12 protein-coding genes and 1 pseudogene are annotated in these 11,782 nt (G+C 60.5%); 2 read left to right on the top strand and 11 right to left on the bottom strand.

From position 1 onward, the window contains the following. Positions 1-17: 17 nt before the first annotated feature. The 4 genes from ACF8EF_RS14000 to ACF8EF_RS13985 all read right to left on the bottom strand — a co-directional run bounded on the left by ACF8EF_RS14000 (position 18) and on the right by ACF8EF_RS13985 (position 4,853). Positions 18-902, bottom strand: coding sequence for a LysR substrate-binding domain-containing protein (locus ACF8EF_RS14000; RefSeq protein WP_176685610.1), 885 nt, complete (start codon positions 900-902; stop codon positions 18-20). A gap of 45 nt (positions 903-947) precedes the next feature. Next, the gene (locus tag ACF8EF_RS13995; protein WP_392460859.1) at positions 948-2,387 is read right to left on the bottom strand and encodes an amino acid permease; all 1,440 of its coding nucleotides are present in this window, start codon (positions 2,385-2,387) and stop codon (positions 948-950) included. Between the two features lie 142 nt (positions 2,388-2,529). Next, the gene (locus tag ACF8EF_RS13990) at positions 2,530-3,801 is read right to left on the bottom strand and encodes a cystathionine gamma-synthase family protein (protein WP_392488372.1); all 1,272 of its coding nucleotides are present in this window, start codon (positions 3,799-3,801) and stop codon (positions 2,530-2,532) included. A 167-nt stretch (positions 3,802-3,968) separates the two neighbouring features. Continuing rightward, the gene (locus tag ACF8EF_RS13985) at positions 3,969-4,853 is read right to left on the bottom strand and encodes a homocysteine S-methyltransferase family protein (protein ID WP_209968104.1); all 885 of its coding nucleotides are present in this window, start codon (positions 4,851-4,853) and stop codon (positions 3,969-3,971) included. 118 nt (positions 4,854-4,971) lie between these two features. Between ACF8EF_RS13985 and ACF8EF_RS13980 the strand changes: the two genes are divergently transcribed. Together ACF8EF_RS13980 and ACF8EF_RS13975 are read left to right on the top strand one after the other, a co-directional pair. Next, a complete protein-coding gene (locus tag ACF8EF_RS13980) occupies positions 4,972-5,793 on the top strand; it encodes an ABC transporter substrate-binding protein (RefSeq protein WP_003247511.1) in 822 nt (273 codons plus the stop codon). Next, the gene (locus tag ACF8EF_RS13975; RefSeq protein WP_003247513.1) at positions 5,790-6,611 is read left to right on the top strand and encodes an amino acid ABC transporter permease; all 822 of its coding nucleotides are present in this window, start codon (positions 5,790-5,792) and stop codon (positions 6,609-6,611) included. The genes ACF8EF_RS13980 and ACF8EF_RS13975 overlap by 4 nt, the downstream gene beginning before the upstream one ends. A 61-nt stretch (positions 6,612-6,672) precedes the next feature. Here the strand turns inward: ACF8EF_RS13975 and ACF8EF_RS13970 are convergent, their stop codons facing one another. The 7 genes and pseudogenes from ACF8EF_RS13970 to ACF8EF_RS13940 all read right to left on the bottom strand — a co-directional run bounded on the left by ACF8EF_RS13970 (position 6,673) and on the right by ACF8EF_RS13940 (position 10,891). Next, positions 6,673-7,032: a hypothetical protein gene (locus ACF8EF_RS13970; RefSeq protein ID WP_020191670.1), complete on the bottom strand. Its 360-nt coding sequence runs from the start codon at positions 7,030-7,032 to the stop codon at positions 6,673-6,675. After that, entirely contained in the window at positions 7,029-8,006 is a 978-nt protein-coding gene (locus tag ACF8EF_RS13965; protein WP_209968109.1) for a hypothetical protein, read from the bottom strand. Before ACF8EF_RS13965 ends, ACF8EF_RS13970 begins: the two co-directional genes overlap by 4 nt. Positions 8,007-8,015: 9 nt before the next feature. Further along, a complete protein-coding gene (locus ACF8EF_RS13960) occupies positions 8,016-8,504 on the bottom strand; it encodes a type VI secretion system tube protein Hcp (protein ID WP_047605116.1) in 489 nt (162 codons plus the stop codon). Positions 8,505-8,622: 118 nt separating this feature from the next. Next, positions 8,623-9,552 carry a malate dehydrogenase gene (locus ACF8EF_RS13955; RefSeq protein ID WP_392460856.1) on the bottom strand — a complete coding sequence of 310 codons (930 nt, stop codon included), beginning with the start codon at positions 9,550-9,552 and terminating at the stop codon, positions 8,623-8,625. Positions 9,553-9,834: 282 nt separating this feature from the next. Next, entirely contained in the window at positions 9,835-10,305 is a 471-nt protein-coding gene (locus ACF8EF_RS13950; RefSeq protein ID WP_392460855.1) for a helix-turn-helix domain-containing protein, read from the bottom strand. Beyond that, positions 10,302-10,679 (bottom strand): annotated as a pseudogene (locus ACF8EF_RS13945) (HipA domain-containing protein); the annotation flags it as partial. The gene ACF8EF_RS13950 and the pseudogene ACF8EF_RS13945, both read right to left, overlap by 4 nt. Further along, complete coding sequence (locus ACF8EF_RS13940; RefSeq protein WP_392460854.1) at positions 10,661-10,891, bottom strand: hypothetical protein; 231 nt, start codon at positions 10,889-10,891, stop codon at positions 10,661-10,663. The pseudogene ACF8EF_RS13945 and the gene ACF8EF_RS13940, both read right to left, overlap by 19 nt. Positions 10,892-11,782: the final 891 nt, after the last annotated feature.

The raw sequence follows: 11,782 nt of genomic DNA, 5'->3' as shown, positions 1-11,782 counted from the left end.
CCAGATAGCTACATAAGTTAACGATGCGCCATGGCCACCAGCCAATGGCTGAACGCCTGGGCATCCGGGGACAACGCTTCACCCAGGCCGCGTACCAGGAAAAACGACTCGCTTGCCTCGATACGCTGGGTAAAAGGAGCGACCAGCCGTCCCTCCTGCAGCAGGTCCTCTACCAGCGACGAGCGTGCCAGCGCCACCCCCAGCCCCAGCTCCGCCATGCGCAGGGTCGACACCAGCGTGTCGAATTGCAGGCCGCTGGAAGAATCGACCTGATCGGCACCGACCCGCTCCAGCCAGTAGCCCCACCCCTCCTCGTAACCCAGCACATGCAGCAACGGCACACGGGCCAGGTCGCGCGGGTCGCGCAGCGGGCAACCGGCCAGCAGCGCGGGTGCGCACACCGGCACCAGCACGTCGCGGGTCAGGCGCTGCGCCTCTACGCCGGGCCACTGCCCGCTGCCCCAGCGGATTTCCAGATCATCTTCGGCATCCAGCTCCTTGACCCACAGGTTGCTGATGTAGCGGATGTCCACCTGCGGGTGCGAACGCCGAAAGTCGGCCAGCCGCGGGGCCAGCCAGAAGTGCAGGAACGACAGGCTGCCCCGCACCTTCAGGGGCCGACGCTGGCGTTGCCCGAAGATTTCATTGGTGCCGACGGCAAGGCGGCTGATGGCGTCCTGCACCACCGGCAGGTAGGACTGCCCTTCTTCGGTCAGCCCCAACCCGCGCGGCAGGCGCTTGAACAGCGCCACACCCAATTGGCTTTCCAGGTGGCGAATCTGCTGGCTCACGGCCCCTTGGGTAAGGTGCAGCTCTTCTGCCGCATGGGTGAAGTTCAAGTAACGCGCCGACACTTCGAAGGCTCTCAGCCAGTTCAGGGGGGGCAGGGTTTTCTGAGTCATCGGCGGCTTCTCGTGGCTAGGTTCCGGTGGCCTAGTATCACCTGCTCAGGCGGCCTCGGAACCTGGGGCGACAATTTCCACCGGGCCCGTACGGCGGCTGCGATACTTGCACGTCAGCCAATAGGCCAGGTAGCACCAGGCAATGAAGGGCAAGCCGAAGTACAAGGCAACACGCTGAGCAGGGTCGAAGGCAATGCCGACGCAGGCCAGTACGCAGCAGAAAATGGCCCCCAGTGGTACGAACGGGTAGCCACGCACCCGGAACTTGAGGTCCTCGAGCTTGCCGCCGCTGGCGATGTAATGACGGCGGAATGCGATCTGGCTGGCCGCGATGCTGATCCACACCACCACCACGGCCAACCCTGAAATCGACACCAGCGCCAGGTAGATAGTGTCGGGGGCGAACACACTGCTCAACAGCGAAGCCATGCCGCCAGCCATGCTCAGCACGATCGCATTGAAGGGGGTGCCGCGGCGCGACAGCGTGGCGTAACGGCGGGGCATGTTGCCTTGGTCGCTAAGGGTCCAGAGCATGCGCGAAGCGGCGTAGAGGCCCGAGTTGGCGGCAGACAGCAGCGCGGTGATGATGACGAAGTTCATGATATCAGCCGCATACGGGATACCAATCATCGCAAAGACCATCACGAACGGGCTTTCAATAACCCCGGCCTGTTCACGCGGCAGCAAGGTGGCCAGTACAAAGATGGTGCCGATGAAGAACAGCGCCAGGCGCAGGACCGTGGTGCGAATGGCCTTGGGCACGTTCTTTTCCGGGTCTTTGGTTTCACCGGCAGCGATGCCGATCAGCTCGGTACCCGAGAACGCGAAGGCCACTGCCAGCAGGGTCATGGCAATTGACCAGAAACCGGTGGGGAACAACCCTTCACGGGTGAAATTGCCCAGCCCTGTACTGTGCGCCTGCTGGATCTCGAAGCCACCCAGAATGGCCCCGCCGCCCACCACCAAAAAGGCAATGACGGCCAACACCTTGACCAGCGACAACCAGAATTCGGTTTCGGCGAACGATCGCACCGAAATGATATTGCTGATGAACACCGCGGCACCGAACAGCGCACTCCACATCCATACCGGCGTGTCGGGGAACCAGCGCACCATCAGGATGCCCGCGGCGGTGAATTCGGAGCCGATGGCCACCGTCCAGGTCAGCCAGTACATCCAGGCCACCATGTAACCGGTGCCCGGGCCGAGGTAACGCGTGGCATAACTGCTGAACGAGCCGACTTCCGGCATGTGTACCGCCAGTTCGCCCAGGCACATCATGACCAGGTACACCATGATTGCGCCGAGTATGTAGGCGATGACCGCGCCCAATGGGCCGGCCTGGTTAACGGTGTAGCCCGAGGTGAGAAACAGGCCGGTGCCTATCACACCGCCCAGTGCCAGCATGACGATGTGGCGGGTTTGCATATCCTGCTTGAAGGTATGCGCCGAGGCATTTCTAGTTGTGGTTGTTTGCACGGACATTGTGGGTTACTCATGAAAGTTGGCGGGCAAGGACGTAGCAACGACCTCGTCTTGGCAGAGCGAATCGAGTTGCCTTGCATATTGTTTTTGTTCGACTTCATGAAGTGGCACCCACCGCATGGGTGAGTGCTACGCGCCAGCCTCAGGCCTGCACCTGGCTCTGGCAGGCATACGCGTCAGTGTGCAATTCCTTTGCTGCGGCCAGTTCCTGACGCACCGATGCACAGGCCTGTGCCAGGTCCGCCAGCAGGTCATCGGTTTCCTCGATACCCACTGAAATGCGCACCAGCCCTTCGGAAATGCCCAGCGCCAGACGCTCTTCCAACGTGTTCTCGACATGGCTGGTCGTGCGCGCCGGGCCATAGATGGTTTCTACCGCGCCGAGGTTGCCGGCCCGATGGGCATACTTCAGTTGCGGTAGCAAACGAGCCACGGTTGGCATGCCGCCCTTCAGCACGAAGCTGACAATGGCGCCAAAACCGCGCATTTGCGCCTTGGCAATGGCATGCCCGGCATGCGCCGGCAAACCTGGGTAGTTCACCGCCTCGACCAGCGGCTCGGTGCTCAGGTAAAGGGCCAGCGCCATGGCACTGGCTTGCTGCTGGCGCAGGCGCACTGCCAGGGTCTTGATACCGCGGATGATCAGGTAGGCTGAGAACGGGTCCAGCGCCGCACCGTTGATTTCCCGGTAGTGACGCACTTGGGCCATCAACGCCTCCGCGCCGCAGACAACACCACCCAACACGTCACCATGCCCGGACAGAAACTTGGTCGCGCTGTGCACCACCACATCCACGCCCAGCGCCAGCGGGTTCTGGTTCAGTGGCGTGGCAAAGGTGTTGTCGGCCACCACCAGCGCCCCCACCTTGTGCGCAGCGGCGCTCAGCCGACGAATGTCCAGCACCTTCAGCGTCGGATTGGTGGGCGTTTCCAGGTACAGCAGGTCGCAACCGGCGGCAATCTCGCGCTCCAGCGCTTCAGTGTCCAAGGTATCGCACAGGCACACTTGCACGCCCATGCGCGGCAGGAACTCTTCGAAGATCTTGTTGGTGCCGCCATAGCTGTCGCGGGTCGACACCACGCGTTTGCCGTTGGACAGGAAGGTGTGCAGCACGGCACTGATGGCCGCCATGCCGCTGCTGAACGCGACTGCCGACTCGGCTTGCTCCAGTTCGGCCAGTTTTGCTTCCAGCGTGGCGACCGTGGGGTTGCTCATGCGGCTGTAGATGAAGCCAGGCTGCTTGCCCTGCGCCACGTCGTACCAGGCATCGATATCGTTGTAGCCATAAGCGGCGCTGACCACGATCGGGGTCTGCGTGGCGTTGTACGGGTGCTGCACCTGCTCCCCGCTCCACACGACCCGCGTCCCCACACCGGCCGCAGCATTGCCCTCGAATTTTTCGTTGTTGTTCATATCCGGTTCCCGCCCAGCTGAGTTGTGTACACCGATGCAGCATCGGCCTTCAGCGGACTATAGGGAGATGGCGGGGGCCTGAAAAACGATGGAATCCGGGTCTGAGTGGCGTTTTTTTTAATGGCTGCGGGCCGGGCGCTGAAAAAGCCGCCCGGCCACGTAGGCGCTTAGGCGAGGTTGCGCTTCAGCTCGGCGATGTGCTCCGGGCCGATGCCACAGCAACCGCCGACCATGCTGGCACCACGCGCACGCCAGTCCTTGGCCCATGCCAGGTAACCCGGCGGATCGAGGTCTTCGCGCAGTTCGTCCAGGCCATCGTTGGCAGTGGCTTCTTTGGGCTGCGGCGGGAAGGCGTTGGCATAGGCGCCGATGGCAATCTCGGCGTTGTGTCGCTCGATGACCGAGCGCGCGACATCAATGGCGGTGCCGATCACCTCCGGCTGGCTGCAGTTGAACAACACCGCAGCCACCCCCAGGCTGGCTGCGGCCTCGATGGCTTCGGCCACGGGTTCACCGGAGCGCAGGCGCGGAACGTCGTCGACGTCCTCGTCCTGCAGGGTGAAGGACACCCAGAACGGCCTGCCGTCTGCCGGCAAATGGCTATGTATGGCCCGCACTTCGGCCACGGAACTCTGGGTTTCGGCCAGCCACAGGTCGACATGCGGGGCCAGGCCCTGAAGCAGCGGGGACAGCACCTCTGCCACACGCTCGGGCTGGAACAGGTCGGGCCGGTAGGACCCGAACAGCGGCGGCAGCGAACCTGCCACCCTGACCGGGTGCGCGCCGCTATCTGCCGCGTGCCGCGCGAGCTGGCCTGCGATATGGGCCAGCTGTCGCCCTTCGGCGGCAAAGCGTTCTTCACCGATGTGGAACGGCACTACCGCATAGCTGTTGCTGGTGATGACCTGCGCACCCGCATCGATGAAGGCTGCATGCACGCCCACGACCGCCTCCGGCGCCTCGCTCAGCGCCAGCGCCGACCACTCGGGCTGGCGAAACGGCGCACCGCTGCGCTGCAGCTCTCGGCCCATGCCACCGTCCAGAATTACCATCGTTCGCTCTGCCATATAACTTCTCTGAAGGTTCTTATGAATAAAATTCATTATGGGGATTGGGGTTATAACTATTAAATACCCTATCACCCATTTGCCCAACATATCAGGTATGTACATGCGATTTTCTTCTCTGCTGGGTGCGGGCCTTGTACTGCTCGCAACTGCCACCCAAGCCTTTGCTGGCGCCACATTGGAGCGGGTTGAATCGCGCAAGGAAATGGTCAATGTGCTGATGGAAAGCTACCCGCCGTTTTCCTTCCTCAATGACCATAACCAGCTCGACGGTTACGACGTGGACGTGGCCAAGGCAGTGGCCGACAAGCTCGGCGTCAAACTGCGCCTGGAAACACCGTCCTGGGACGTGATTGCCGCTGGCCGCTGGAGCGGGCGCTACGACATCTGCATTTGCTCGATGACCCCGAGCAAGGCGCGCGCCGAGGTGTTCGACTTCCCCGTGGAGTATTACGCATCGCCCGCCGTGATCGTGGTCAATGCCTCGGATGAGCGCATCCATGGTGCCAAAGACCTGGAAGGCCGTAAGGTGGGTTCGATCAGTGCATCGAGCTACGAAAGCTACCTGAACAAGAACCTGGTCATTGAAGGCAAGGAAGACCAGAAGATCGATTACCCGTTCGACTTCGTGCAGGCTGCGCCCTACGACACTGAAAACGTCGCCTTCCAGGACTTGGGCCTGGGCACTGGCGTGCGCCTGGACGCCATCATTACCAACCTGGTGACCGCGCAGCCGCGCCTGCAGCAGGACAAGCGCTTCAAGCTGGCCGGCGCGCCGCTGTATGAAGAGCCCAACGCAGTGGCCATCGAAAAAGGCGACCCCGAGTGGGATGCCAAGGTACGCCAGGTGTTCGCCGAGCTGAAGGCTGATGGCACCCTGGCCAAGCTGTCGCAGAAATGGATTGGCGCCGACATCAGCAAATGAGCACCTTCCCTCCCTCCCCCAAGCCCGTGGCAAAGCCTGCGGGCGCCGGCCTGTTCGGATTTCGCACCCGGTTACTGCTGACCTGGCTGGCGCTGTTCGGGCTGTTTGTCGCCTTCTTCCTCAGCTTTGACCTGAAGTTCGCCATCATTCTGGAGAAGTTTCCCAACCTGGCCGGTTTCAAGCTGGGGCCCAATGGTTTTCTGCAAGGCGCCGCACTGACCCTGTTCCTGTGCCTGTGCTCGATGGTGGTATCCGTGCTGCTCGGCTTTGCCGCCGCGCTGGCACGGTTATCCAACAGCGCGGTGCTGGTGGGTGTGGCCAGCTTCTACACCTCGTTCTTCCGTGGCACACCGCTGCTGATCCAGATTCTGCTGATCTACCTGGGGCTGCCGCAGGTGGGCCTGGTACCCGGCGCTATCAGCGCCGGCATCATTGCCTTGTCGCTGAACTACGGCGCCTACCTGAGCGAGATCTTCCGCGCCGGCATCCTCGGCGTGGCCCGCGGGCAACGTGAAGCAGCATTGGCGCTGGGCATGCGCACGCCGCAGATCTTCTGCCACATCATCCTGCCCCAGGCCATGCGGGTGATCATTCCGCCCACCGCCAACCAGTTCATTTCGATGCTCAAGGACTCGTCGCTGATTTCCGTGATGGGGGTTTGGGAGGTGATGTTTCTGGCGCAGTCGTATGGGCGTTCGAGCTATCGCTACCTGGAAATGCTGACCACCGCCGCCGTGATCTACTGGGTGCTGTCGATACTGCTGGAACTGCTGCAGGCGCGGCTGGAACGGCATTTTGGCAAGGCTTATCAGCGCTGAGGGCTGCACGGCTCGTGCAAAACCGACAGGCCTGACCGCGCCCCATGCAGGAGCGGCCAGGCTACGCGTAAGTGAAAATAATCAGCGCGGTTGCCAGCAGGATGTGAATGACCAACAGACTCACCAGCAGTCGTCTCATGCTTGAGGGGAAACGTTTGACTTCATCGAAGTCAATCAACCCCCTGCGCACGAAGAGGCTCGGTATAGCCAGCACCATGGAGATCAAACCCGTACGCATAACCTTGCCCAGAAGGCCTGCATGTTGAAACGTGATTTTATTGCCGGTCACGAAGCTACAGCGCGTTAGCAACGACTCGTAGTACTCAGTGTATTTATGTGCGATGAAACACTGTACGACCATCGCCAGCATCATGGGTGCAAGAATCAGAATCGCAATTAGCCCAGGCTCAACTTCATTCACTCCGATACCTCGCCATACAAAAAGTCACCAAATATCTCGCCCCCCTTGCCCCCGGCATCTCCGAGGACTTTACCGCCCACTGCTCCTCCGACGACAGCACAAGCAAGTGCACCGGGGCCGCCTGTAGTGACCCCCAGAACGACGGCACAAATACCGGTGCCTGCCATACCCCCCAAATAGCCCCCGGCGCTGCCGCCCGCCAGGCTACCCATCAACGTCGAGGTTTCGACATACTTGGCGCGCCGACACTGATCCTCCCGGCCCGTGGTGCAGGCCTTATGAATTGAGAGGCCGGTGGACGCCACATCCAGCGCAGTACCGATATAAGTGCCCCTTTTCACCAAGTTCGACGCCCTGGCAACGCCAGATACCTTTTCGGCATAACCGGAAATCTCGCCGGTATGCAGATAACTGCGGGTCGAGATGCCCAATGCCTGCTTGATCTTGCCCTGACGGCGTAAACCAGAACCATACGCAGCAACGTTGCCCAATTGCTTTTCAAGCTTCATGAAAAGTGCAGAGCGCTTGGCGTAGAAGGCATCACGGGCAGCGAGAGTGCCAGAACTGAGGTAGTCGCGGTGCAGTTTCTCGATTTCTACAAGGGTGGTCTTGATATTGGTCAGGTGCTTGCTCCAGCCCTCGCTAGCGGCGCCCGCCCCAATCGAGGCGTTAGCCAGCAAGCTCTGCAGCAAGTCGAAGTGCTCGAGAAAAAAATCATCCGCGTCTACGCCGCTAGTTAGCAGGCCAGCATGCACCTCGACAGCTTTGGCCATCAGTAATGCTTCGTGGCTGGTGCAGGAAGGAGTACCAGCGTCACCCAGGATGACCAACTCCCCGGCCATGACCACGCTGTTGGCAATGTGGGCATTCAACACATCGAACTTGCTCTTGGCATACCCCGACAACGGTGTGCTGGCTTTAAGCGACTGATAAGACTGGGTTCTGGGGTTGATGAAGCTGCGTGCTTCGGACATGGCCCTACCTCACGCGTACTTCTTGTTGTTGATCCGGTCCCAACCGCCGGCGACATTCCCGCCACCGCTGCCGTCGGAACGTTTCTGGCGGGTATAGGTGGTCTTGATACGCCCATAGTTCAACTGGACGATTTCGATGGGAACGCCCGAGCTTGCATTCTGCGAGTAGTCGGCGATGATGACCTCTTCCAGCACGATCTCGTAATATTTGAGTTTGTCGGTGCCTGCCCGGCAAAGCGCAAGTTTTACTTCCTTGAGATGCTGGCCCGAGCAGCTGGCTTCCAGCAGCTTGCAGCTCGCGCTGTCGAGAAACTTGGTGAACGTAAAGTTGGTCAAGGTGGTACGCCCCGACGTTGCACCGCCGGAAGAGCTTGCGGTAGCGGACGTGCTTTGATTGACACCGAAGTTATAGCCGTTGATCTCGATCCAGTTGGTGTACTGCTCATCCAGCGCTTCGCCAGCGATGTCGTCGATTTGGATAAAAGCGTCGAAAGCCATGCCTACCTCTCCTTGGTAATGGTGGGTCTGAATCCCAATGAACGGGTGTGACAGGTACGGAGGCAAAATGTTCCCCCACTGCCCGAGCCGCCACACCCGGTGCATGACGCTTCAAGCCCTACAACGCCTTCATCTCTGCAATATCCCGCGCCACCTGGTCTGCCGAGTGGTCGAACATCGCCTGTTCCTGCGCATCCAGCGGCAACTCGATCACCCGCGCAAGCCCCTTCTCTGCCAGTACACAGGGCACACCCATGGCGATATCCGTTCGCCCATACTCGCCCTCAAGAATCGCCACCGCCGGCAAAATACGGTTCCGTCCATTGGCAATGGCATCGACCATCTGCGCAATGGCCACGCCCGGTGCATCGCAGGCGCTCCCCGTCTTCTTCAACCCCAGAATCTCGCCGCCGCCCTTACGGGTGCGCTCGACAATCTGTTCGATCTGCTCGCTGGACAAGAAGTGCGACAGCGGCACCGAGCCGACTTGGCAGTAGCGCATCAGCGGCACCATGCTGTCGCCATGCCCGCCCAGCACCAGCGCCGTGATATCCCGCGCAGAAAACCCGGTTTGCTCGGCGATGAAGCACTTCATGCGCGCGGTATCCAGCACCCCCGCCTGCCCGAACACCTTGTCGCGCCCCTGCCCGCTGACGCTCCAGGCGCGATAGGTCAGCACATCGACCGGGTTGGACACCACCAGCACCGTCGCTGTCGGCGCGTGTTTCTTGATATTCGCCATGATGCTGTCGAGAATTGGCAGGTTGGTACTCAATACGTCCTGACGCGACTGGCCGGGCTTGCGCGGCACGCCCGCCGTGATCACCACCAGCTCGGAACCCTCCAGCATCTCGGCTTTGGCCCCGCCGTGAACGTGGGTATCGGAACCTGAATCCACAGCCGCCTGCCAAACGTCCAGCGCCTTGCCCTGCGCCAGTTCACCCTGCACGTCCATCAACACCAGCTCACGGCACAACTCATCCCGGGCGATGATCTGCGCCGCCGCCTCGCCGACCAGGCCGGCACCCACAATCGTTAATTTGTTCACCAGACACCTCCCAGCGGCGCGCGCCACCAGGAACACGCCTGCGTATAGAGAGAAGTATTGACCGCCACTGCGAAAAGGCCACCCGAAGGCTGATGGCTGGTAGCTGAGAGGACGCTGGGGCTTCTGAGGCTAGCGCCAGCTTGGAACGATTCCAGCCCCGCGTTTTTCCGGGGCCCGGGGCGATCGTGTCCCGGGAAGTGGTGTAACTGAACCAGACTTAATGCCGCAACCTATCAGTTAGAGAAAAATGGGATGAGACTTTATTTGCATCCCACATCAATCTCACTGTTCCCGACTGCTTTTCCGTGCCCGTGGCGATGCCGGCCTCGACACTGCCTTCTTCGCTTTGGCTGCCGCAGGGCTTTTCCCTCGTTTCGCTCCGGCCACCACGCAGGAACTGGCCAGCGGCGTGGCCACAGCGGTTGGCCCACCGGCCTTCAACTGGCCGACAGTGTTGCCGACGAGCGTTGCAGTGGGCTTATCTTTGGCGGTCATCACCATACCCATCCGCACGCCAAAAAGACGCAGCACGGCCTCCAAAGTGCTGAGCTTCGGATTCGACTTCCCGCTTTCCAGTTCGTACAGGCTTTTCGTGGACATTTTGCACATGGCCGCGAAGGTCTCTTGGTCAAGACCGGTGACTTCGAGCCGCAGGCGGCGGATGGATGTCCCGATTGGGTCGAGCCCCGCCGCGTTGCGCTTGACGATATCTTCTACGAGCTGGGCGCGCTCTTCAGGTTGTATTTTTTTCATCGCAGTCCCCACTCCACGAGTCGCTTGTCCAGGTTATTCACGGGTAGAGAGGCGGCATTGCGCATCGATTCGGGCGCATCGGTCAGCAGATCGGGCAACGCCCTGAATGCCTCGGCCGCATGCATCAACCGTTGCAGCAGGGCATCGGGATCGGTGTAACCAACAAGCTCAGCGCAGTTATCACGCCAATTGGAAGACCCCTTGCGCTCCGCTGCCCACTTCGTCGTCCGTGTGATGCCCTCTTCATCCAGGATCATTGGCGCGAGGTCATAGATTGGCGCCAAACGAAACCTCCCACCCACACGCATGATGGAGGTGTTGCGGCCGTGGTTATCGGTGTTCGCTAGAATGCGGTTCAGCAGATCGCGATGAAGGAGTCGTCGTAGGCGACAAGGCAGCTTCCATCAGCAACACGCTCGGGGTTCTCAACCGAGAGTGTCGCTGCCTCGCGCCATGCACCATCGGAGAAAGCTTGGATCGTGAGTCTGAACGGCATCGCGACACCATTAATCAGCATTTGAATGCCGATTAAACTAATGCGCACGGCAGGAACCGGCAATATTTTGCCGATTAAAAGCTTAAGCACGAGCAAAACCGGCACCCACTACCGATTATGCATTCACAGCGCGCCGGTGGGTTTAGAGGTCGCTGCTGCGCCTGGGAAGCAGGAGCCTTTGGGTTATAGGACCATGTTTAATTGCGTTGGGTAGGTGGTGGATGGCACGGGCTTCGCCCGTGTTCGCGGGTAAACCCGCTCCTACAGGGGGGTGGAACGGCTAAGTCCGAGGTTTGCAGGCCTGATGAGAAAAGACAGGCATAAGAAAGCCCACACCTGGCGGGCTTACATTGATGGCCCAATAGCAAAAAACCACCATCGGCCAAATTGTCCTACGCGGAGACAGGAGTCGAATCGGGCACCTTTTCCCCAGCTAAATATGGCTCTAAATAGCTTGATGCCACCACTGTATACCTAAACATATACCTAAAACGAGAAGTACCTACGCTCCCGCCCTAGCATGTGACTTCATCCACCACCCCGCCGCGGGGTACTGGGCGGCACCTGCTACGAGTAGGTCACGGGGTGAACCGATTGTTCACCCTGCCCGATGCGGACACAATCGAGGCTCGGGAACCGGGCGCTTAATCAACGCGAGCCCAGGTCTACCCCGGTCGGTTTTGCTCACCACTACATGCCCGCAATTCCGGGTATGTACGTTGCAGCCAAGCCGATGCCAGGGGGGTTGTGTATAGCCATTGTTTAAGCGATGCCCAAGGGGTCGTGTATAGCCGGGCCTGACTAACCCGAAACGGTGGGGCGCACCAGGCGTTGCGATGACAGCAACCCCTTGCCAGGCAATTACGTGGAATCCCGTAATTACAGTCCCATCTGCCTGATGATCCTGCGCGGCTCCATTCCATCGCGCAGCGCCCTGCTGGCGTCCATAGTCATCTGATCGAGCGCCTTGCTCTCGAATGC

Origin of the sequence: Pseudomonas sp. zjy_15 (assembly GCF_043101865.1) — a bacterium.
GTDB classification, from domain to species: domain Bacteria; phylum Pseudomonadota; class Gammaproteobacteria; order Pseudomonadales; family Pseudomonadaceae; genus Aquipseudomonas; species Aquipseudomonas putida_Y.
The sequence above is the reverse complement of the archived record's forward strand: the minus strand, read 5'-3'. Positions and strand labels throughout refer to the sequence as shown.